The organism is Pseudomonas guariconensis (assembly GCF_040822035.1).
Classification (GTDB): Bacteria; Pseudomonadota; Gammaproteobacteria; order Pseudomonadales; family Pseudomonadaceae; genus Aquipseudomonas; species Aquipseudomonas guariconensis.
Window position 1 is genome coordinate 3,886,181 of record NZ_CP162012.1, and the last position, 21,614, is coordinate 3,907,794.

Below are 21,614 nucleotides of genomic sequence, written 5' to 3' on the forward strand. Positions count from 1 at the left end.
TGCCGCACGGGCCGATCTTCGAGCTGCTTTGAAGCCTGTGAGAGGCCGCAAAGCGGCCCCCACAGGGCTCTTTATGCCGCGTTTTCCTTGGCCTTGTCCGAGTGCCCGATGAACCGCAGCATCCACTTGCCGACCAGATCGCCCTGGTGGTCTTGCTCCAGGCTGGCGATCGCTCGCCGGTAGACCTCTTCGCCCAACACATCCTGGCGCGCGTCGAGCAAGGCGCGTGAGTAGTCATGGACGAACTCCGGATGCCCTTGGAAGCACAGCACCTGGTCGCGGATGTGGTAGGCCGCATTGGGGCAGAAATCGCTGGAGGCGATGACCGTAGCGCCCTCAGGCAGCTCGGTCACCTGATCCTGGTGACTGATCAGCAGGGTCAGTTCGGACACTTCAGGATCCATCCACGGCGCATGGGCCGCCAAGGAATAACGGTGGATACCCAGGCCCCAGCCCTGATCGGCCCGCGCGGTCTTGCCGCCGAGCACCAGCGCCAGCACCTGATGGCCGAAACACACACCCAGTAGCTTCTCGCCACGCTCGTAGAGCTTGAGCAGGTAGGCCTTGAGCGTCTGGATCCACGGATCGGAGCCGAACGAGTCCGCCTTGCTGCCGGTCACCAGGTACGCATCGAAGGTTTCGCCCTCGGGAGGGTACTCGCCGTTCATCACGTTATAGACGTGAAACTGCGCTGCGATCGGCTGACGCGAGAACAGCTGCTCGAACATCCTTCCGTAGCCCTGATACTGCGCGGTCAACTCCGGTCGCAGGACATCGGTTTCCAGGATGCAGATGCGTAACGACATAGGGATAGTCCTGAACGACGTGTGTGGGATTTTTGCTGTAGAGACTGACGCGAAACCTACCTACAAGCAAGTAGGATGCACTGACGAACGGTCACTAATTTCACCGGGGCGCTCGTTCATGCCGCACCTGTCTAGCCAGAGGATGCCAGCGTGATAGCCCTTGGCCTCATAAACGAAAGAAATCAACGAATCTGCCAATAGAACAAAGGGTTCTCAAACATGGATAACGCACACCCTACTGTTGGTTGTATATCCAGACACACGAGGCATGCACGACCGGCGTCACCGAGCGCCGTTGCGATCGACCCGAAGCAAGACAAGGAAGCCAAGGGCTATTCAGGAATAACAACAAGAAGGCGGTCCGCCATGTTCAGACAATCGAAAGTACGCCAAGCCGGGCTCATTCTCTTCGCCACGACCTTGCTGCTCATCCTGCCGAACCTGACACGCTTGTTCGGATAAACGCAGCCGTGGCCATTGTTGGCATTGCACAGGTAATCTGCCGACCACTCAAGGTTGGAGATTACCCATGCGCAATTGCTTTGCCCTATTGACCTTGCTGTTCTGTCTGCCGCTATCGGCGGCGCAATTGCATCTGGAATTCGGTCATACCGCGCGCCAGTGGCAAAGCGAGGCATTGCTGGCACACCCACAGGCCCAGGACATCAGTATCGAGCAGGATGTCTCCTACAAGCGCCCCATGCACTACCGCGCTGTGCCATTGAGTGCACTGCTCGAGGGGGTGGGCCCCAACGATCATTTGCAAGCCGTCGCGCTGGATGGCTTCGCCGCCGAAATGCCTGCCGCGCCCTTGCTCCAGGCCGGCCCCGCACGGGCCTGGCTGGCCGTGGAAGACCCGGCCAAACCCTGGCCGGCGCTGGGGAACGGCAAACCGGGTGCCGGGCCGTTCTACCTGGTGTGGACCGATCCTCAAGCCGGGAACATCCGCCCAGAGCAATGGCCGTTCCAGATCACCACGATTCGTCGCCTGGCACCGGTGCAGGAGCGCTTCCCTGCCCTACTGCCCGACCCCACGCTCGCAGCGAACGATCCGGTACGCCAGGGCTTTGCCCTGTTCCAGCAGAACTGCCTGGCGTGCCACCGCCTCAATGGCGCAGGCGATGCCCAGTTCGGACCAGACTTGAACGTGCCCCACAACCCCACCGAGTACTTCCAGCCGGGCTTTTTGCGCCGCTACATTCGTGATCCGCAAAGCCTACGGCAGTGGCCCCAGGCGAAAATGCCAGGGTTTGCCGAAAACGTGCTGAGCGAGCAAGAGCTCGACGCATTGATCGCTTACCTGGCGCACATGGCCAAGCGCAAGCCTTGAAAGGTTGTGCCGCCGGCGCAGCCTGCAAAGGGCCGCACAGCGGCCCCTGGCCTAGGGTATTCAGGCGACTGGCCGCTCCTGCTTCACGCCCCATCCCTCGACCTCGCCCCCAAAGGGCGAGACGACCTGCTCGAAGGCCTCCTCGAAGGCCCCGATCCCTCGGTAGGTGGCGTACATGATTTTGCTCAGCTCCAGGTGCCAAGCGCCGTCGTCCAGCTCACGTACCTGGGCATTGAGGGATTCACCGCGGAACTGTCCGGCCGCACGCCGGGCACCAGCCTCGTCAGGGAACACCGCATAGAACTCGATGGGATGGATTCGGGTGAAGTCGAAACCGCCAGCTTTCATCTGGCGAAGGACATTGCTGCTGATATCGTCGTTCTGGCTGCTCATGAAACGTCCTCCTACAAACGCAATGGATAGACTTTCCGTGCACAACGCACCTGCTTTGCACAATCGAGTGCCTGGCAGATCGAGCTAATGAGAGACGCGAATGGAGCCGACGCGGATCCGCAGAAAGATCCGGGCCTCGTCTGAGCGTAGTGCCTGCTGGCTCACAACGCCAGCGCAGCGCGTTCAGGGTCTTTCTTCGATGCGGGTGATGGAGACGCCGCTCTGCTCCTTGAGCCAGCGCACGGTGGGGAATGGACTGCGGTCCTGGAAGTCATTGAGGTCAAGTTCATCGATGACCGGGAACAAATGCGAGCGGATCAGGCGGGCGGCTTGCTCATCGCTTGGGCGTTGATCGCCGTTGTAGAGCAGTGAGCTCTGTACGCCATTCTGGTCGACGAAGGTGACTTCCCACTCTTTCATTGAATTGTCCTCTCAATCAAAGAATACCGGGTATGTGCTGCCAGTATCCTTGACCGTCGACGAGGGCGTTTGTTCAGTTCACCGCAGTGGTGGGAAAGCCCGCCCCACAAGTGAAGGCTTGGCCATCACCTGTGGGAGGGAGCGCGCGAGGGCGTCAGTCCTTGGGCACGCCATGGACGACACCGGCGGTGTTGTCCATCAGGCTCTTGGTCGCCGTCTGGATGTAGGACTCGAGGTTCTTCAGCAGCTCAGGCTGGTCGGGGCTCTCGATCAGCTCGGCCTTGAACTCGCGACCCAGCTGGTAGCGATACAGGCGCGGGGTCATGTCCTTGGACTCGATGAGGATGCGGTCACCCTTGACCAAGCCAACGATCTGCTCGCTGCCCGACGGCTTGATGATGCCCACGCCCGGGTCGCCCTCAGGCAGGTTCAGCAGGTCACGGCCCCAGCACTGGTGGCGGGTCTGGCCACCCAGGCGGCCCATGATGGTCGGCACGATGTCGACCTGGGTACCCACGGTGTGGTTGACCGCACCGAACTTCTCCTGGATCCCCGGGGCGATCAACAGCAACGGCACGTTGAAGCGGCCCAGGTCCAGCTCGGTGACCTGTTGCTGGTTGCCGAAGCCATGGTCGCCGACGATGACGAACAGGGTGTCCTTGAAGTACGGCTCCTTGCGCGCCTTCTCGAAGAACTGGCCAAGTGCCCAGTCGGAATAGCGCATGGCCGTGAGGTGTTCGTCCAGGCGGCCCTGGCCTGTGACCTTCTCGACCGGCAGGTCCTTGGGCAGCGCATACGGGGTGTGGTTGGAGAGCGTCTGCAGCAGCGCGTAGATCGGTTTTTTGCCATCGTGCTTGGCCAATTCCTCGTTGCCCCGGTCGAACATGTCCTGGTCGGACACGCCCCACGTCGGGTCGGAGAACACCGGATCGACGAAATCATTACGGCCAATGAAAGTGGTCATACCCTGGTTGCCGAAGAAACCGGACTGGTTGTCCCAGGCGAAATCCCCGTTGTAGACGTAGACATCGTCGTAGTCACGAGCGCTCAGTAGCGCTGGCAGGCCAGACAGCTTGTGCCCCCCTTCCGGGGTCTGCATCAGGTATTCGAAACCAGGCAGGTTCGGGAAGCACGCCATGGTGGCGAACATGCCCTGGTGGGTGTGGGTGCCGTTTGAGAAGAAACGGTCGAACAGCAGGCCTTCCTTGGCCAGCTTGTCGAAGTACGGCGTGATGTTATTCGGGCTGCCGAGGGCGCCCACCGAATGACCGGCGAAGCTTTCCATGAGGATCACGACAACGTTCTTGACCGGCAGGGTGCGGTCAGCGGGCGGCTGGAAGTCACGGCGCACAGCCGCTTCGTCGGCATCGACCAAGGTGTCGTGAGGGGTCAGCAACAGATCACGCACGGTTTGCGTGGCCACGTCCTGCTCGACGGTGGGCTTCCAGATATTGGCACGGTCCTCACCGAAACGGCTCTTGGCCGCGTCGATCAGGGTCAAGGTGCCGTTCAGGCCAAGCTGGTTGACGAAGTTCGAGTCGGTGGTGAAGGCATCCCCCCAACGCATCGGCGGGCCCTGGCGCAGGGTGCCACGGGCAGCCACGACGGCTACCAGCAGTACCACCATGAACACTGCCAGGCGGTGGTACCAAGGGGCGATCCGACGTGGAGCCAGGCTCTGGGAGGCTCCGCCATTGCGGGTCAGGCGGTCGATACCCTTGAACAGCAGGCTCAGCAGCCAGGTCCCGAACAGCCAGGCCAGCAGGTAGCGCACGACCGGGAAGCCGTACCACAGCATGCTCAGGACGGTCTTGGGGTCTTCCTTGATGTACTGGAACACCAGGCCGTTCAGGCGCTGGTGGAACTCGCGGTAGAAGTCCATTTCCATCAGGCCAAGGAACATCACCACGCTGGACGTCAAGGTCAGCCAAAGGCGGAAGAACCCGCGACGGGCCATCGCCCACGGGCTGAGCAACGCCAGCAACAGCGGAATGCTCAGGTACACCACCACCCGCAGGTCGAAGCGCAGGCCGTTGAGGAATCCTTCGGCGACGGTGGAAGATGGGGTGTCGCCGATCATGTCGCTGTTGTAGATCAGCAACGCCAGGCGAACCAGGCTCAGCATCAGCATGATCACCAGGCCGCTGAGCAGCGTATAGGCCAGGTGCGATTTGAGGGTCGGCGCGAACGGAGCCGGCACGGCCCGTTGCTTTAAGGCATCCGTGTTAGCCATGAATGAGGGGATCCTAGGATTGCGGGTTTGCGGAAAGGCGAAATCGCCCTGCTACCTGAAGGGCCCGGCCATCAAAGCACGGCTATTGGGCCAACGCAGCATTGTGCGGCGCGGATTTTCGATAATCCAGTGTGAAAATTTCGTCACGAGCCGGCGTTTGCGGTGTCTAGCAGGCCCATTGGCGGATAAACCTGCCAATGGGCCGGATTGGTACCGCTGCCTTCAGAATTTCAGGTTGCCCCTGGGCCCGGCGATGGCCCAGATGATCAGCCCGATCACCGGCAGCAATACGATCAACAAGATCCAGAGCACCTTGATGCCCACCTCGGCGCCGCTCTTGAGCACGTGAAGAATCGACCAGATGTCCAGGGCGAGAATGATGAGCCCGACAAGGCTGTTGAAGGTGGACCCCATGCGACTGCTCCTGGCAAAAGATTTGCTGCCAAGCATAGCCGGCTATTGCGTCGATAGAATGGAATGCTTGGCCGCTGGAATAGGTCAATGGCTAGACTGCGTTCATACATTGTCACGAGGTCCGCATGCCCCCTGCCCACGCTCCTGAAAGTCCTGCTCCCGCCTCGCTGTTCAACGCCTGGCGGCAACAAGCCGCTACCACCCCATGGCTCAGCGCCGGCCTGGGCCTGAGCCTGTTGGTCGTGCTCGGCCTGCTCGCGGCCAGCCTGTGGAATGCCATCCATGGCGACCATGCCGACAACCTGCACTTGGCGCTGCTGGGTGGGCTGTCAGGGTTCGGCGCCACAGCCCTGGGCGCGGTGCTGGCAGTGGTGCTGCGCGATGTCAGCACGCGCAGCCAGGACGTGATGCTCGGCTTTGCCGCCGGGATGATGCTCGCGGCCAGTTCCTTCTCGTTGATCCTGCCAGGCCTGGACGCTGCCCGGGAAATCACCGGCAATGGCCCGGCAGCGGCCTTCACCGTGGTGCTGGGGATGGGATTGGGTGTGCTGTTGATGCTTGGCCTTGATCGCTTCACCCCGCACGAACATGAAAGCACTGGCCCTTGCGGCCCAGAGGCGGAGCGCATCAACCGGGTGTGGTTGTTCGTGCTGGCGATCACCCTGCATAACCTGCCCGAAGGCATGGCCATCGGCGTGAGCTTCGCCAACGGCGACATGAACATCGGCCTGCCGCTGACCAGCGCGATTGCCATCCAGGACATCCCCGAAGGCCTGGCCGTGGCCCTGGCTCTGCGCGCGACAGGCCTGTCGAACCTCAAGGCGGCGCTGGTGGCGGTCGGCTCCGGCCTGATGGAGCCGCTGGGTGCGGTGATTGGCCTGGGTATCTCTACCGGCTTCGCACTGGCGTATCCGGTGAGCATGGGCTTGGCGGCGGGTGCGATGATCTTCGTGGTGTCCCATGAAGTGATTCCCGAAACCCACCGCAATGGGCACCAAACGTCGGCAACCCTGGGCCTGATGGGCGGATTCGCGGTGATGATGTTCCTCGATACCGCGTTGGGCTGACGCTACCGCCTCATCAGGGGTAAACCCGCTCCCGGCAGGTCCGCATCGATACCTGCGGAAGCGGGACCACCCCCGAACGAGCAGCCCATCAGACGTGAACAGCGACCCTCAATGCTTCCAACGCCGGCTCGACCTTGATCCCCACCTCAGCGCCCAACTCCAGCACTCGGGCCAGGTCGTTCTGCCCCACCATCACCATCTGCAACTCGTCATCGAGCAACTGGCTGAAGTTGACCAGCACATAACCGCCGGCCTCCTTGTTCAGGGCCCCCATCTGGACCTGGATGCGATTGAGCGCGGTCAGCGGCTCGGTGCGCGCCAGCTGCTTGGGCTTGAGGTTGAACGGCACACTCTTGTCGAATGAGTCGGTGATGCGCTCGAACAGCTCTTGGTAGCTATCGGCCTGGAACAGCACGGTGTCCGGCAGGCTGCCGACCACCACCCATTCACCCAGTGGGATGGGGAAGCTGTCGTCGTAGTTGATGTCTGGGTTGGCGGCCAGGAAGGCGGCGGGATCGGCGTAGGCCTGGGCTGCTTCGTCGGCGATGCGCTCGATGTCTTGCTCGCGCATGCAGCCGGCGCCGATGAGGCTGATGAGTTCGGACAACTGGTTTTTCATGGGGGGCCCCTGCGCTGGCGAAAAAGTCGCCAAGGATAGCCGCAAATGCCCCCTGAGGGTTAGCCGGCCAGCGTCTGCAGGCGCGCGGCAGTGTCCGGTGCGCCCATGGTCTGGGCGGCGACCAAGGCAGTGGCGCCACGGGCATCCTGGCGTGCAGGATCGGCACCTTGAGCCAACAAGAACTCGAGTATCTCGCTGCGGTTGAACATCGCCGCGAGCATCAGGGCGGTACGACCGTCCTCGGCGGCGGCATCCACTGGCACGCCATGTTCGATCAGCAAGCGGATCATGGCCAGGTCACCCTTGAATGCGGCTCCCGCGATGGGCAGTTGACCGTTGTCGTTGGCGATCAGCGGGTCGGCGCCATGGGCCAGCAGCACACGCACCGCGTCGATGTGGCCATGGTAGCTGGCCAGCATCAGCAAGGTGTCGCCCTTGTGATTGCGCAGGTTGGCGGGCAGACCGCTCTGTAGCAGGCGCTCGAGCATCGGCGCATCGCCGCGCCGGGCACGCTCGAAGACTTCTTCGGCAAATGCGGCCGTCTCTTCGTCAGTCATGGCGGTGGGCTGTTGGTCGGACATCTGGAACCTCCTGGCAAGAAAAGAGCCCAAGTCTTCGTCAGGCACTGCCAGGCGGTCAAAGGTTCAGATACTATCGGCTCGAAAGACAAACCTTATGACTCTTGCAAATTGCACTGTGCAAAATGCACGACCATGCGAAATGCACGGTTGCCCAGATTTAGTTTATTCACAACTAATTGATTTTAAAGGTATTTTTCAAATCGGCGAGGATGGCACGGTCACTGCAACACTCAACTCACGTCTGCCCATACAACAGTCAGGAGTTGAGATATGGACCTCATCCAGGAAAAGTTCGCCTCGGTATTCTGCGCCTATCAAGTCGAAACCCAGCCTCGCCCCGACGGCGGTATCCAGCTGACCCTGCGGGCAGCCGATGGCAAGGTGACTCGCCGTGCATTGACCTACGCACAGTTGCACAGCGCCGAGCAGTTGTCCTGGGCGATCAGCGCCATCCGCCGCGACTTGGCCGAACAGGCCAGTGAGCTTCCAGTGATCTCGATGTTGCAGAGCCAGCAGCGTTTTGCCCTGCCGACCTATCGCTGATGCGGCGCGACTTTCGCGGGTAAACCCGCTCCCACAGGTGTTCCATCGTTCCAAAGGCGGTGGAGTGGCTGTGGGGGCGGCTTATCCGTGAAAAACGTACCTCAAAGCTCATCCATGCCGGCAAACTGCCGGGCCATCGAATCGCCGGTGAACTGCGGCTGCATCCCCGATTCGCTGCCAAACAGGCGCAACGCCAGGCAGAACGGGTTGTCCCCCAAGTCCACCCAACGGCGCACGCCGGCGGGAATCACCAACACGTCGCCCTTCTCGCACAACACCGCATACACGTAGTCGCCCAGGCGCAAGCTGACCTGTCCGCGTCCGCCAATCACGGCAAACACTTCAACCGCTTCGTGCACATGCTCATCGCGAAGGTCAGCCTGGCTCGGGTCAAGGCCATCGCGGTTGAGCAGGCCGAACGCGACGCTGCCATGTGTGGTCATCAGCTGGTCCAACAGCCCATGACATTCGGCCAATACTTGCTCATGAGCTGTGCCCGGGCGGATGCGCAGCTCATCGGTACGGCGCTCCAGGCGCACACCCTGCTCGGCGAGGGTGGCGGCGATATCGTCGTGGTGGGTCAGCACCTTGTTCGGCAACTCGGGGGTGTAGAGATGGAAAACGCTGAGAATGCTCATCAGGGGCTGGTCCTGGTCTGTTTCGAACAAAGGGCAATGATAACGGCTGCCGCGAGCGCCGCGACGCTGGCCATACCAAAGGTGAAGGACGGGCCCAGCAGTTTCCAGCTGTAGCCCGAATAGAGTGCGCCCAGGGCACCGCCGGTGCCAGACAAGGCCGCATACAACGCCTGCCCCTGCCCTTGCTGACGCGCGCCGAAGCTACCTTGGACGAAGGCAATGGCTGCGGCATGGAAACAGCCGAAGGTCGCCGCATGCAGCAGCTGGGCAAACACCAGCACCGCTGGAATATCCGCAAGATTCCCCAGCAACAGCCAACGCAGCGCCGCCAGCAGGAAGCTCGCCAATAGCACATGGCGCACTGAAACCCGGGCGAAGATTCGACTCATGGCCATGAATACCAGCACTTCGGCCACCACCCCCAGCGCCCACAGCAAACCAATGGCGCCACGGGTGTAGCCCAGATGTTCCAGGTGCAGGGTGAGGAAGGTGTAGTAAGGGCCGTGGCTGAGCTGCATCAGCGCCACGCACACATAGAACGCCATTACACCCGGCGCCGCCAGTTGCCGCAGGAAGCCCCCTGCCCCCTTGCGCTCGGCATGCTCCATCGGCTGGGCATTGGGCACCCAGAGGCTCGCGATGAAAATCCCGGCCATGATGGTCACCAACGCCACCGGGTAGATATCCAGGCTTAGCCACTCGAACAGCCGTCCCAGGCCGACCACGGTGAGGATGAAACCGATCGAGCCCCACAGGCGCACCTGGCTGTAGCGCGAGGTTTGCCCGTGCAGGTGCGCCAGGGTGATCACCTCGAACTGCGGAAGCACCGCATGCCAGAAGAACGCATGGAGCGCCATCACCAGTGCCAGCCAGGCGTAGCTTTTGTCGATGAAGATCAGCGAGAAGGTGGCCAGAGTCGACAAAGCGCCCAGGCGCACGATCAGCAACCGTTGGCCGCTGCGATCCCCCAGCCAGCCCCACAGGTTAGGTGCGATGCAGCGCATCAGCATGGGAATGGCCACCAGTTCGCCGATGCGTGCCGGCGAGAAGCCCAAATGGTCGAAGTACAACGCCAGGAACGGCGCGGTGGAGCCGAGCAAGGCGAAGTAAAAGAGGTAGAAGCTGGATAGGCGCCAGTAGGGAATCGGGGGCATGGGCGGGGCCTTTGGTTGCCTGTGCCGGCTCCTTCACGGGGGACCGCTCCCACAGGACCTGCGGTAGTCCTCTAGGAGCGGGTTTACCCGCGAAGTGACCCGTGCGGACGAATCAGCGCTGGCCCAGCACCGGGGTATTCACCTTCACATCGGCATTCTGCGCACGGTGGCGCAGCAGGTGATCCATCAGCACGATAGCCATCATCGCCTCGGCGATCGGCGTGGCACGGATGCCCACGCACGGGTCGTGACGGCCCTTGGTGATGACCTCGACCGGGTTGCCGTCGACATCGATGGAGCGGCCCGGGGTGGTAATGCTCGACGTCGGTTTGAGCGCCAGGTGGGCGACGATCGGCTGGCCGGAAGAGATCCCGCCCAGGATGCCGCCTGCGTTGTTGCTCAGGAAGCCCTCAGGCGTCAGCTCATCGCGGTGCTCGGTGCCACGCTGGGCGACACTGGCGAAACCGGCGCCGATCTCCACGCCCTTGACGGCGTTGATGCTCATCAAAGCATGGGCAAGCTCCGCGTCCAGGCGGTCGAAGATCGGCTCGCCCAGGCCAGGCATCACGCCCTCGGCGACCACGGTGATCTTCGCGCCGACCGAGTCCTGGTCACGGCGCAACTGGTCCATGTAGGCCTCCAGCTCCGGCACTTTGTCAGGATCAGGGCTGAAGAAGGCATTGTGCTCGACCGACTCCCAGGTCTTGAACGGGATTTCGATCGGGCCCAGTTGGCTCATGTAGCCCCGCACGCGGATGCCTTGGGTGGCCAGGTACTTCTTGGCGATGGCGCCGGCAGCCACGCGCATGGCGGTCTCGCGGGCCGAACTGCGGCCGCCGCCGCGGTAGTCGCGGATGCCGTATTTATGGTGGTAGGTGTAGTCGGCGTGGGCTGGGCGGAACAGGTCCTTGATCGCCGAATAGTCCTTGGATTTTTGGTCGGTGTTGCGGATCAGCAGACCGATGGAACAGCCGGTGGTACGACCTTCGAACACACCCGAGAGGATTTCGACCTCATCCGGTTCCTGGCGCTGGGTAGTGTGCCGGCTGGTGCCCGGCTTGCGGCGATCCAGGTCGTGCTGCAGATCGGCCAGGGAGATTTCCAGACCCGGAGGGCATCCATCGACAATGGCGACCAACGCCGGGCCGTGGCTTTCGCCTGCGGTGGTGACAGTGAACAGCTTGCCGTAGGTATTGCCGGACATGGACGCTCCGCGAATCTGCCTGAATGTGAGGGAGGCGGGCAGTATACGGAAATTCCCTTTATTCGGGTGGTCGGTTCAGCCCCTTCGATCACGCTCAAACCTAGGGGAGTGGGTTCATCGGCGAAGGGGCATGAGAGAACCTTCGGTCAGCCACCCGGTCCAACCGACATCCCACCAAGTAGTAGCCCTATGATGTTGCGCCTCGCCGCCCTGCTTCTGCTGCTGTGCTCAGGCCTCGCCCAGGCCGCCGCCCCGACCGTACTGCAACGCCCCATCGACCTGGACACCGGCCAGGGCGTGCTCCATGGCAGCCTGCTGCTGCCGCAACAAGCCACCCCGCCGCCGGTAGTGCTGATCATTGCCGGCTCCGGCCCCACCGACCGCGACGGCAACAACCCCGCCAGTGGTCGCCTGGACAACCTCAAGCGTCTGGCCCTGCTGCTGGCCGGCGAGCACATCGCCAGCGTGCGTTTCGACAAGCGCGGCGTTGCCGCAAGCCAACTGGCCACGCCCGATGAGCGGGACCTGAGCGTCGAGCGCTACGTGGCCGACACCGTGGCCTGGGGCCGCAAACTCAGGGCTGACCCACGCTTCGGTCCGCTGATCCTGCTTGGCCACAGCGAAGGCGCGCTGATTGCGACGCTGGCCGCTGAACAGGCCGGCGCCAGCGCGGTGATCACCGTGGCCGGCAGCGGTCGCCCCGTGGCCGAGGTGCTGCGCGAACAATTGGCCCAGCGCCTGCCGCCGGCAGAACTGGCGCGCGGCAATGCGCTGATCGGCCGCCTGCAGGCCGGACAGACCTCTCTGGATGTGCCGGGGCCGCTGCGCGATGTGTTTCGCCCGAGCGTGCAGCCTTACCTGATCTCGTTGCTGCGCCAGGACCCGGCAGCAGCGTTCGCTCGTCTGCAGATGCCCGCCTTGATCATCCAGGGCCGCAACGACGTGCAGGTGGACGTCGCCGACGCCGAACGCCTCAAGGCCGCCAAGCCCGACGCGCAGTTGGCCCTGATCGATGGCATGAACCACATGCTGCGTATCACCCCTCGGGACATGAGCCAGCAGCGCGACAGCTACCGCAACCCGGGGCTGCCGCTGGCCCGTGAACTGGGTGAGCGGATCGTGGCGTTCATTCGCCAGCTGCCGCCGGCCTAGATTGTCCTCAGGAAGTCTTCGTTGCTGCCGATAACCGGTTGATCGAGGCAGTGATCGGTGTTTTTGAGGCCGTTTGCGCTCCATCGCGGACAAACCCGCTCCCACTGATTGAATGTAGGAGTGGCCTTGCCTCGCGATTGGGCAACGCATCAGCCCCTTTCCACCGTCCTGCCCGCCGTGCATTCGAGGACACTTCCGATGACCGACGCCCCCGCCGCCGTTGAGGCGGACGAAGAGCCACAAGCCCCAGCAAGCGCTCCGCTGCCATGGGAAGACCTGGCCCCTGAACACTTCCAACTGCTGCGCCTGGTAGCCCTGCCCACCGACCGCAACAGCGGCGCCCGTCCGCTGCGTTTCGTCGAGTTCGGCCATGCCGAGCGGCATAGCAAGACGCACAGCCTGCTGCGGCTGGAAATCCGCCTGCCAGGTCAGAAAGTGCGCAAAGAGCAGAACCAGCTGGACATCCGTGTCGATCACGAACAGCGCCAGGTGCGTATCGGCGGTGACGGTGGCTTGCAGCTCGAGCCGGCGAACCGCGGCCTGGGGCGGTTCCTCCTGGGACAGGCGGTGCAGTGGCTGCAACAGCGTTGGTCGAACTACCAAGTCGAAGGCGTAGCCCTGCCCAGCAAGGATGCCCTGAACGAAGACAACCGCCTGCGCCGCGACCATGTACTGCGCAGTGCAGGGCTTGAGGTGGAATACGAAGGCGGACAACTGCTCAAGGGGCGCACCGTGGATACCACGGTAGGCCAGCTCAAGGGCGGCTGGAACAATGAAAAGGTCCAGCGCGTCGACATCCTCGAGGCTGCCGGAATGCTGCAACAGGCCGAGCAACAGCTGCTGGAGAAGCAGGCGCAGTTGCGCGAGCGGGATGAACGGGTCGCCAAGTACCGCCGCGAAGACAGCGGCCTGCGCTTTACCATCACGTGCCTGGTGGCGTTTGCCGTGTTCCAGGCGGGACTGCTGATCTGGATCGCCACGCGCTAGAGACGTGGCGCCCTTTTCGCGGGTTTACCCGCGAAAAGGGCTGCAGCGCGCAGCCCTCTGTCTTGATCAGACGCGGGAGCGGAACAGCTCCTGGTGCTGACGGCACTGCTCGGCAGTCAGCATGAACACGCCATGCCCACCCCGCTCGAACTCCAGCCAAGCGAAGTCCACCTCTGGATACAGCGCCTGGACATGCACCTGGCTGTTACCCACCTCGACGATCAGCAGCCCTTTTTCATTCAGGTGGTCAGCCGCCTCGGCGAGCATGCGCCGCACCAGGTCCAGGCCATCGTTGCCACAGGCCAGGCCCAGCTCGGGCTCGTGGTGATACTCGGCCGGCATGTCGGCGAAATCTTCGGCGTCGACATACGGCGGGTTGGACAGAATCAGATCGAAGCGCTGCCCGGGCAGGCCGGCGAAGCCATCACCCTGCACGGTGTATACACGCTCTTCCAGGCCATGGCGCTCGATGTTGTGGTTGGCGACTTCCAAGGCATCGAAGGACAGGTCGGCCAGCACCACCTCGGCCTCGGGGAACACGTCGGCGGCGACGATGCCGATGCAGCCGGAGCCGGTGCACAAGTCAAGGATGCGCGCAGGCGGCGTGGCCAGCCAGGGCTCGAAGCGTTTTTCGATCAGTTCGCCGATGGGCGAGCGCGGCACCAACACACGCTCATCGACCACGAACGACATGCCGCAGAACCACGCCTCGCCCAGTAGGTAGGCGGTGGGCACCCGCTCTTCGATTCGGCGCTTGAGCAGGTGCTGCAGGCGCACGCGCTCGTCATCTTCCAGCTGGCAGTCCAGGTAGCTGTCGGCCACCTCCCACGGCAGGTGCACGGCGCCCAGCACCAGCAGTCGGGCTTCGTCCCAAGCGTTGTCGGCACCGTGGCCGAAGAACAGGTCGTGCTCATGGAAGCGGCTGACCGCCCAGCGGATATGGTCGCGCAGGGTGCGCAGGCGGGATGTGATCACGGGTGACTCCTTTTAAGACAGGACAAAAGTCTAACAGCCCACCGACACAAATGTTCCCTTCGATTGCCCGGTCGGTAGCCAGAGGCCAGTAACCATGCTGTCTGCAATGTCAACCATTCACATTGGCGCCGAGGCAAGGGAGAATAGGTATACAAAAGCCCTACCCAAGGAGCCCTTGATGTCCGTTCCAACCACGATGTTCCGCCTCAGCGGCCGCGACTATCCGCCGGCCAAGCTGGGCCAAGCCAGCCTGATTGTCATCGATGCGCAAAAGGAGTACCTCAGCGGTCCCCTGGCGCTGTCGGGCATGGACGAGGCCGTGGCCAACATCGCCCGGTTGCTCGACGCCGCGCGCAAGGCCGGCCGTCCGATCATCCATGTACGCCACCTGGGCACCGTCGGTGGCCTGTTCGACCCGCAGGGTAGCCGCGGCGAGTTCATCCCGGGGCTGGAGCCTCGCGAGGGTGAGATCATCATCGAAAAGCGCATGCCCAACGCCTTCAAGAACACCAAGCTGCACGAAACGCTGCAGGAGCTGGGCCATCTGGACCTCATCGTCTGCGGTTTCATGAGCCATTCGAGCGTCAGCACCACCGTTCGCCGCGCCAAGGACTATGGTTATCGTTGCACCTTGGTCGCCGATGCCTCCACCACCCGCGACCTGGCGTTCAAGGACACGGTCATTCCGGCTGCGCAGATTCATCAGTGTGAAATGGCCGTGATGGCCGACAACTTCGCCTGCGTCGCCCCGACCGCCAGCCTGATCTGAGCCACGACCGCCCGGCAGACGGGCGGAACCCCAGGGCCGACCCTAGGTCGAATTCCGGATACCTACAGAGGAAATCGGAATGAAGCTCAAAGGCAGTTTCGACGCCAAACGCCTGCGCCAGCGCGAACCGCGCAACTGGGGTGCGCGCCTGGCCGCCGGCCTGTCCGCCCTGGTGGCCACCCTCGGCGTGCTGCTGGCCATGGCCGGCGTCGCAGGCCTTCTGGGCAACTACAGTGCCCTGGCCGAACTCAATGCCAACCGCCCACTGTCGGTGATCCTGGTGGTGGTCGGTTTGCTATTGCTCTACCTGGGCGTGCGCTTCTGGCGCCGCAGCCGGATTCGCCTGCGCCGCGGGCATGGGTTGAACCTCTCGCCGCACCTGATGAAAAAGCACGATTAGCAGCGTGTGCTGCTAGCCGCTTCCTCCGACATCTGCGTTCACGTTTCAAAGGGTGTCGCTGTACCTGGCGGATCGGTTCGGCGCGAAAAGGCCAACAGGCGACACAACACCGCCCACTCACGTAAAATATGCCCCCTACGTGGAGGCACCATGCAAGACGACGATTTTTCCCTCTTCAGCGCCCAGATGCGCGGCGTGAAGCCGATCAAGCACGACCGCGCCGATGTCGGCAAACCCAAGGCCGACCGCAAGAAGCTGGCCGGCCTGCGCATGGCCGCGACCGTGCACAGCGACCAACCCCTCGTGGTCGATGGCATGTCCGACCAGTTCGTCATCGACGTCGGCGCCGAGGACGAACTGATGTGGCGCCGTGACGGCGTACAGGAAAGCCAGATCCGCAAGCTCAAACTCGGCCAGATCGCCTTCGAAGGCAGCCTGGACCTGCACGGCATGACCGTGGAAAAAGCCCGCGAGACCCTTTGGGATTTCATCGCTGAGGCCACCAAGCTCGAAGTGCGCTGCGTGCGCGTCACCCACGGCAAGGCTGCGCGCCTGGACGGCAAGCGGCCGATGATCAAGAGCCACGTCAACACTTGGCTGCGCCAGCACCCGCAGGTGCTCGGCTTCACCTCCTGCCAGGCCCGCCATGGCGGCACAGGTGCGGTCTATGTGATGCTCAAGCGCACCATGCTCGAAGGACGCGACGAGTGACGCCAGGCTTGCAGCCTCGCCCTCGCCGCCGTACCCTTCGTCTTTGCGATTAATCCCCCACAGGTAGATCCATGTCCCTGGAACAGAACTACACCGCGATCCTCAGCCAGCTCGGCGAGGACGTCTCCCGCGAGGGCCTGCGCGACACGCCCAAGCGGGCCGCGAAGGCCATGAAGTACCTTTGCCGCGGTTATGAACAAACCCTGGAAGAAGTCACCAACGACGCGCTGTTCACCTCCGACAACAGCGAGATGGTGCTGGTCCGGGACATCGAGCTCTACTCGATGTGCGAACACCACATGCTGCCCTTCATTGGCAAGGCCCACGTGGCCTACCTGCCCAAGGGCAAGGTCCTGGGCCTGTCCAAGGTCGCGCGCATCGTCGACATGTTCGCCCGCCGCCTGCAGATCCAGGAAAACCTCAGCCGCCAGATCGCCGAAGCCGTGGAGAAGGTGACCGGCGCCGCTGGCGTGGCCGTGGTCATCGAGGCCAAGCACATGTGCATGATGATGCGCGGTGTCGAGAAGCAGAACTCCACCATGATCACCTCGGTGATGCTTGGCGAGTTCCGCTCCAATGCCGCCACCCGCAGCGAGTTCCTCAGCCTGATCAAGTGATCGGCGTGTGACTGCGAGCCGACCCTTAGGGGTCGGCTTTTTCTTTTGTTCAGGAGTTGTCCATGATCGTCAAAGCCCTGCGGGTCGGCCTCGGCCAGCTTATCGTGTTCGGTGACTGGATCAGCCGCCCGGCCAAGCGCAAGCGTGATGCCGCAGCCCAGGCGCAGGTCGCCAAAGACGCCCAGAACCTGGCGCTGTACCAGTTCCATGCCTGCCCGTTCTGCGTCAAGACCCGCCGCACCTTGCACCGCCTCAACGTGCCGGTGGCCCTGCGCGACGCCAAGAACGACCCGGTACACCGCCAGGCTTTGCTTGAAGGCGGTGGCCGGGTGAAGGTGCCATGCCTACGGATCGAGGAAGCCGGCGAGGTGACCTGGATGTACGAATCCAAGGCCATCATCGCCTACCTGGACAAACGCTTCGCGGCAGTTTGAAACCCAGGCTGCTCCGGCCTTTTCGCGGGTAAACCCGCTCCCACAGGTACCAAGAACCCTGTCAGAGCGGGTTTACCCGCGAAAGAGCCGGAGCAGCTAGCAAAAAGCCTGGATCAGTCCACCATCGGCACATGCCGCGGATGGCTCGCCACCCGCGCCAACCACGCCCGCACGCCGGGGTAGTCCGTCAGGTCGAAGCCGCCCTGATGCGCCACATGGGTGTAGGCATACAGCGCCACGTCGGCGATCGAATACTGGTCACCAACCAGATACGGCGTCATCTGCAGTTGCCTCTCCATGACCTTGAGCGCTTTGTAGCCGCCTTTGTGCAGCTTGCGGTATTCCTCCACGCGCTCATCAGGCAGCCCCAGGTAGAACTGGATGAACCGCGCGACGGCAATGTACGGCTCATGGCTGTACTGCTCGAAGAACTGCCATTGCAGCACCTGGGTGCGCAGACGTGGCTCGGTGGGCAAAAACCCACTGCCATCGGCCAGGAAGTTCAGGATCGCGTTGGACTCCCACAGGCAGGTGCCATCCTCGAGCTGCAGCACCGGGACCTTGCCGTTGGGGTTCATCGCGAGGAACTCCGGCGTTTCGGTTTCGCCCTTGAGTATGTCCACCGGCTGCCACGTGTAAGGGCGATCCAGCAGGTGCAGCATCAATTTGACCTTGTAGCAGTTGCCGGACTGGTAATCCCCATAAACCTTGTACATCGCCCCTCCCCTCTCGTGCAGTTGCGCAATCGCGCCCAATAGTTGGCGACTGTACGGCTAAATGCAATGGCTGCTGTATCGCATCGATTGCGCCAGGTCACGGTAGTCTGAAAAAACTGCTTACACCTTTACAAGGACTTTTCAATGACCGATGCCACCTCCGCGCGCCTGCGCCCCCTGGCAGACAGTTCTGCGTCGGCGATCGTCGCCGGCTTCATCGCCATGCTCACGGGGTACACCAGCTCATTGGTGCTGATGTTCCAGGCGGGCCAGGCTGCTGGGCTGACCAGCGCGCAGATTTCCTCGTGGATCTGGGCCTTGTCGATCGGCATGGCGGTGTGCAGCATCGGCCTGTCGCTGCGCTACCGCACGCCGATCACCATTGCCTGGTCGACTCCAGGCGCTGCACTGCTGATCACCAGCCTTGGCGGGGTCAGCTATGGCGAGGCCATCGGCGCCTATATCACCTGCGCGGTGCTGGTGCTCATCTGCGGCTTGACCGGCAGCTTCGAGCGCCTGGTGCGGCGCATTCCTGCGTCCCTGGCCTCGGCGCTGCTGGCCGGTATCCTGTTCAAGATCGGCAGCGAAATCTTCGTCGCCGCCCAGCACCGTACCGTGCTGGTGCTGGGCATGTTCTTCAGCTACCTGCTGGTCAAGCGCCTGTCGCCACGCTACTGCGTACTGGCCGCGTTGCTGGTGGGCACCGCCCTGTCGGGCGCCCTGGGCCTGCTGGATTTCAGCGGCTTCAACCTGGAGGTGGCCAAGCCGGTGTGGACCACCCCGAGCTTCTCGCTGGCGGCGACCATCAGCATCGGCATCCCGCTGTTCGTGGTGGCGATGACTTCACAGAACATGCCAGGCGTCGCCGTGCTGCGGGCCGATGGCTATCAGGTGCCGGCCTCGCCGTTGATCTCGGCCACCGGCTTCGCCTCGCTGCTGCTGGCGCCGTTCGGCTCCCACGGGGTGAACCTGGCGGCAATCAGCGCGGCAATTTGCACCGGGCCCCATGCCCATGAAGACCCGAGCAAGCGTTACACCGCAGCGGTGTGGTGCGGGATTTTCTACGGCATCGCCGGGGTGTTCGGCGCCACGCTAGCGGCCCTGTTTGCGGCGCTGCCCAAGGAGCTGGTGCTGTCCATTGCTGCACTGGCGCTGTTCGGCTCGATCATGAATGGCCTGAGCGTGGCCATGGGAGAAGCCCGTGAACGCGAGGCGGCCCTGATCACCTTCATGGTGACGGCCTCGGGGTTCACTTTGTTCTCGATCGGCTCGGCGTTCTGGGGGATCGTGGCGGGGGTGTTGACCTTGCTGATCCTGAGCCCGCGCAAAGGCTGAGGATGTCTTGTTGCCAGTGCCGGCCTGTTCGCGGGTTAACCCGCGAAGGGCCGACACACTCGATCACAATCTGAAATGGCCGACCATGCCCTTGAGATCCGTGCCCAACTGCGCCAGCTCGACGCTCGAGCGGGCGTTGTCCTGCATGGCCAAGGCAGCTTGATCGGCGCTGCCGCGGATCTGCGTGACGCTGCGACTGATCTCCTCGGCCACCGAGCTTTGCTGCTCCGCCGCCGCGGCGATCTGCTGGTTCATCTGCTGGATCAACGACACCGCAGCCGCGATGCTGCCCAGCGCACTTTCGGTGTGCAGCGCATCGGCCACCGCCAGACGCACCAGCTCGGTACTGCCACGAATCTGCGACACCGACTGCTGGGCGTTGCCGCGCAGGCTGGCAACCAGGCGCTCGATCTCTTCGGTGGATTGCCGGGTGCGCCGCGCCAGGGCCCGCACCTCATCGGCCACCACGGCAAAACCGCGTCCCTGTTCGCCGGCCCGGGCAGCCTCGATCGCCGCGTTGAGCGCCAGCAGGTTGGTCTGCTCGGCGACGCTCTTGATCACTTCCAGTACGTCGCCAATGGTATGGATTTCGGCGCTCAAGCTGTCGATGCCAGCGCTGGCGGTTTCCGCCGCGGCAGCCAGTTGCTCGATGCGCTGCATGCTCTGGCGCACCACCTGCTGGCCTGACTCGACCTTGTCGTCGGCGCTCTGGGCCGCCTGGGCAGCCTCCTCGGCGTTGCGCGCCACATCGTGCACGGTGGCTGTCATCTGCTGCATGGCAGTGGCCACCTGCTCGGTTTCTTCCTTCTGGCTGCCCACCTCACGGTTGGTCTGCTCGGTGACGGCCGACAGCGCCTGAGCGTTGCCGGCTAGTTGCTCGATGCCCTGTTGCAGGCCGCTGACAATGCCGGCAAGCCCGGCGGCCATCTGCTGCATGGCCAAGGTAAGCTGGCCGACCTCATCGCGCCGCGTGGTTTCGGCCTCGACAACCAGATCGCCCGCAGCGATGCGCTGGGCCCGGGCGATCACACGCTTGAGCGGCCCGACCACGGCGCGGGTGATCAACCAGGCGGCGAGCACACCAACCAGCAAGGCCAGCGCGGTGGCCAGGGCGATGGCGACCGTGCTGCGGGCAAGTTCGCCCTGCATGACCTGCTCCTGGTTCGCATAGGCCTGGTTGACCCGCTGGGTGACCCGCTCGGCCTGGGCCTGCAACTGAGCCTTGATGCCCTGCTCCTTGGCGAGCAGATCGGTATATTCGTTGAGCTTGTCGGAGAAACTGGCGATGTGCCCTGCCACCTCGCCCAACACACTCTGATAACCGGTGTCGCTCACCGACGCCTTGAGCTGATCGACCAGGCTCGCCGCTTCCACGGTCTGGGCGATGCGCCCTTCGTTGACCGCCTCCTCCCCCTTGCGCCCCTGCTCCAGGCGCACCCGCGCCTCGTCCATGGCCTGCAGCATCAGACGCGAGACCTGCGCCACCTGGCCGGCCTGCTCGAGGAACTCGCTGCCCTGCTGGCCTTGGGACTGTTTGAGGGTGTAGGTGCCATCGTCGGTAAGACCTGACTGCAGCACATCGAGGTTATTGGAGACACTGGAGACCGACCAGCTGGCCATGTCCAAGGCCAGTTCCTTGGCCTGCACCGCTTCGACGAAGACATCGAAGGCCTGGCCATAGGCGGTCAGGTCGCCTTCGGTGGCAGCCAAGGCCGGGAGCGTGCGGGCACGCTCGATCAGGCTTTGCAGGTCCTTGCGCAAGGTTTCGGCTTCCTTGATGTCCGAGCGCAAAGCAAAACCCTGTTCGTGCTGACGCAACGTGAGCAGGTCGGTGTTGAACTGGCTCATCTGGCGCAGGCCATCGAAGCGCTGGCCCAGGCCCTGCAAGGCGAAGACGCCGATGGCGGCCACCGCCAGGGTCAGCAACAGCACCAGGGCAAAGCCCAGCCCCAGCTTGCGGGCCATGCCCAGGTTGGCCAGAACACCGTGCTTGGTCGCCCGCATCGCCCATTCCCCCTGCCAGTCCATCGCTGTTTTCAGGCTGCACGACAGCCCTTTTTCAGCCAAGAGTGGCAACTGCGCAACCCCACCCACAAGCCCCACCCGTCACAATGGT

Annotated in this window: 24 protein-coding genes; 11 read left to right on the forward strand and 13 right to left on the reverse strand. The window is 63.2% G+C overall.

Features of this window, described 5'->3' with window-relative positions:
- Nucleotides 1-71: 71 nt before the first annotated feature.
- Entirely contained in the window at nt 72-806 is a 735-nt protein-coding gene (locus tag AB1N67_RS18010) for an amidotransferase (RefSeq protein WP_043209801.1), read from the reverse strand.
- A gap of 529 nt (nt 807-1,335) precedes the next feature.
- Between AB1N67_RS18010 and AB1N67_RS18015 the strand changes: the two genes are divergently transcribed.
- Nucleotides 1,336-2,136 carry a cytochrome c gene (locus tag AB1N67_RS18015; RefSeq protein WP_043209799.1) on the forward strand — a complete coding sequence of 267 codons (801 nt, stop codon included), beginning with the start codon at nt 1,336-1,338 and terminating at the stop codon, nt 2,134-2,136.
- Between the two features lie 60 nt (nt 2,137-2,196).
- On the opposite strand, the gene AB1N67_RS18020 is transcribed toward AB1N67_RS18015, so the two are convergent.
- From AB1N67_RS18020 to AB1N67_RS18035, 4 genes are all read right to left on the reverse strand, one after another.
- On the reverse strand, nt 2,197-2,529 hold the full coding sequence (locus AB1N67_RS18020; protein WP_043209796.1) for a ribonuclease E inhibitor RraB: 333 nt from the start codon (nt 2,527-2,529) through the stop codon (nt 2,197-2,199).
- 183 nt (nt 2,530-2,712) lie between these two features.
- The gene (locus AB1N67_RS18025; RefSeq protein WP_043209794.1) at nt 2,713-2,949 is read right to left on the reverse strand and encodes a hypothetical protein; all 237 of its coding nucleotides are present in this window, start codon (nt 2,947-2,949) and stop codon (nt 2,713-2,715) included.
- A 154-nt stretch (nt 2,950-3,103) separates the two neighbouring features.
- A complete protein-coding gene (locus AB1N67_RS18030) occupies nt 3,104-5,182 on the reverse strand; it encodes an LTA synthase family protein (protein WP_043209792.1) in 2,079 nt (692 codons plus the stop codon).
- Nucleotides 5,183-5,404: 222 nt separating this feature from the next.
- Nucleotides 5,405-5,596, reverse strand: a complete 192-nt coding sequence (locus AB1N67_RS18035) for a PLDc N-terminal domain-containing protein (RefSeq protein WP_102082382.1) — start codon at nt 5,594-5,596, stop codon at nt 5,405-5,407.
- Nucleotides 5,597-5,721: 125 nt separating this feature from the next.
- Between AB1N67_RS18035 and AB1N67_RS18040 the strand changes: the two genes are divergently transcribed.
- Nucleotides 5,722-6,663, forward strand: coding sequence for a ZIP family metal transporter (locus AB1N67_RS18040; RefSeq protein ID WP_043209787.1), 942 nt, complete (start codon nt 5,722-5,724; stop codon nt 6,661-6,663).
- Nucleotides 6,664-6,751: 88 nt separating this feature from the next.
- On the opposite strand, the gene AB1N67_RS18045 is transcribed toward AB1N67_RS18040, so the two are convergent.
- Both AB1N67_RS18045 and AB1N67_RS18050 read right to left on the reverse strand, forming a co-directional pair.
- Nucleotides 6,752-7,282 carry a hypothetical protein gene (locus AB1N67_RS18045; protein WP_102082381.1) on the reverse strand — a complete coding sequence of 177 codons (531 nt, stop codon included), beginning with the start codon at nt 7,280-7,282 and terminating at the stop codon, nt 6,752-6,754.
- Between the two features lie 59 nt (nt 7,283-7,341).
- Entirely contained in the window at nt 7,342-7,863 is a 522-nt protein-coding gene (locus AB1N67_RS18050; RefSeq protein WP_090343742.1) for an ankyrin repeat domain-containing protein, read from the reverse strand.
- A gap of 270 nt (nt 7,864-8,133) precedes the next feature.
- On the opposite strand from AB1N67_RS18050, the gene AB1N67_RS18055 reads away from it, so the two are divergent.
- Nucleotides 8,134-8,406 (forward strand): DUF3509 domain-containing protein, encoded by a 273-nt coding sequence (locus AB1N67_RS18055; protein ID WP_043209779.1) that lies wholly within the window; start codon nt 8,134-8,136, stop codon nt 8,404-8,406.
- Nucleotides 8,407-8,507: 101 nt separating this feature from the next.
- On the opposite strand, the gene AB1N67_RS18060 is transcribed toward AB1N67_RS18055, so the two are convergent.
- The 3 genes from AB1N67_RS18060 to aroC all read right to left on the reverse strand — a co-directional run bounded on the left by AB1N67_RS18060 (nt 8,508) and on the right by aroC (nt 11,402).
- Nucleotides 8,508-9,044, reverse strand: coding sequence for an oxidase (locus AB1N67_RS18060; RefSeq protein WP_102082380.1), 537 nt, complete (start codon nt 9,042-9,044; stop codon nt 8,508-8,510).
- Complete coding sequence (locus AB1N67_RS18065; RefSeq protein WP_102082379.1) at nt 9,044-10,198, reverse strand: MFS transporter; 1,155 nt, start codon at nt 10,196-10,198, stop codon at nt 9,044-9,046. The genes AB1N67_RS18060 and AB1N67_RS18065 overlap by 1 nt, the downstream gene beginning before the upstream one ends.
- A gap of 112 nt (nt 10,199-10,310) precedes the next feature.
- Nucleotides 10,311-11,402, reverse strand: coding sequence for a chorismate synthase (gene aroC / locus AB1N67_RS18070; RefSeq protein WP_043209772.1), 1,092 nt, complete (start codon nt 11,400-11,402; stop codon nt 10,311-10,313).
- Between the two features lie 189 nt (nt 11,403-11,591).
- Here aroC and AB1N67_RS18075 point away from each other — a divergent pair, with 189 nt between their 5' ends.
- The gene (locus tag AB1N67_RS18075; RefSeq protein ID WP_367863328.1) at nt 11,592-12,554 is read left to right on the forward strand and encodes an alpha/beta hydrolase; all 963 of its coding nucleotides are present in this window, start codon (nt 11,592-11,594) and stop codon (nt 12,552-12,554) included.
- Between the two features lie 198 nt (nt 12,555-12,752).
- The gene (locus AB1N67_RS18080) at nt 12,753-13,541 is read left to right on the forward strand and encodes a hypothetical protein (protein ID WP_102082377.1); all 789 of its coding nucleotides are present in this window, start codon (nt 12,753-12,755) and stop codon (nt 13,539-13,541) included.
- 66 nt (nt 13,542-13,607) lie between these two features.
- Here the strand turns inward: AB1N67_RS18080 and prmB are convergent, their stop codons facing one another.
- Complete coding sequence (gene prmB, locus AB1N67_RS18085) at nt 13,608-14,516, reverse strand: 50S ribosomal protein L3 N(5)-glutamine methyltransferase (RefSeq protein ID WP_090343736.1); 909 nt, start codon at nt 14,514-14,516, stop codon at nt 13,608-13,610.
- Between the two features lie 178 nt (nt 14,517-14,694).
- Between prmB and AB1N67_RS18090 the strand changes: the two genes are divergently transcribed.
- The 5 genes from AB1N67_RS18090 (at nt 14,695) to AB1N67_RS18110 (ending at nt 17,447) form a co-directional block, all read left to right on the forward strand.
- Nucleotides 14,695-15,285 carry a cysteine hydrolase family protein gene (locus AB1N67_RS18090; RefSeq protein WP_043209762.1) on the forward strand — a complete coding sequence of 197 codons (591 nt, stop codon included), beginning with the start codon at nt 14,695-14,697 and terminating at the stop codon, nt 15,283-15,285.
- A 79-nt stretch (nt 15,286-15,364) separates the two neighbouring features.
- Nucleotides 15,365-15,685: a hypothetical protein gene (locus AB1N67_RS18095; RefSeq protein WP_043209760.1), complete on the forward strand. Its 321-nt coding sequence runs from the start codon at nt 15,365-15,367 to the stop codon at nt 15,683-15,685.
- A 150-nt stretch (nt 15,686-15,835) separates the two neighbouring features.
- On the forward strand, nt 15,836-16,396 hold the full coding sequence (locus AB1N67_RS18100) for a Smr/MutS family protein (RefSeq protein WP_043209758.1): 561 nt from the start codon (nt 15,836-15,838) through the stop codon (nt 16,394-16,396).
- Nucleotides 16,397-16,467: 71 nt separating this feature from the next.
- Nucleotides 16,468-17,013, forward strand: a complete 546-nt coding sequence (gene folE / locus AB1N67_RS18105; RefSeq protein WP_043209757.1) for a GTP cyclohydrolase I FolE — start codon at nt 16,468-16,470, stop codon at nt 17,011-17,013.
- 62 nt (nt 17,014-17,075) lie between these two features.
- Nucleotides 17,076-17,447, forward strand: coding sequence for a glutaredoxin (locus tag AB1N67_RS18110; RefSeq protein ID WP_043209755.1), 372 nt, complete (start codon nt 17,076-17,078; stop codon nt 17,445-17,447).
- A 113-nt stretch (nt 17,448-17,560) separates the two neighbouring features.
- Here AB1N67_RS18110 and AB1N67_RS18115 read toward each other — a convergent pair whose 3' ends face one another.
- Nucleotides 17,561-18,163 (reverse strand): glutathione S-transferase family protein, encoded by a 603-nt coding sequence (locus AB1N67_RS18115; protein WP_090343734.1) that lies wholly within the window; start codon nt 18,161-18,163, stop codon nt 17,561-17,563.
- Nucleotides 18,164-18,307: 144 nt separating this feature from the next.
- Between AB1N67_RS18115 and AB1N67_RS18120 the strand changes: the two genes are divergently transcribed.
- The gene (locus tag AB1N67_RS18120) at nt 18,308-19,498 is read left to right on the forward strand and encodes a benzoate/H(+) symporter BenE family transporter (RefSeq protein ID WP_043209751.1); all 1,191 of its coding nucleotides are present in this window, start codon (nt 18,308-18,310) and stop codon (nt 19,496-19,498) included.
- A gap of 63 nt (nt 19,499-19,561) precedes the next feature.
- On the opposite strand, the gene AB1N67_RS18125 is transcribed toward AB1N67_RS18120, so the two are convergent.
- Entirely contained in the window at nt 19,562-21,502 is a 1,941-nt protein-coding gene (locus tag AB1N67_RS18125) for a methyl-accepting chemotaxis protein (RefSeq protein WP_043209880.1), read from the reverse strand.
- Between the last annotated feature and the right edge of the window lie 112 nt (nt 21,503-21,614).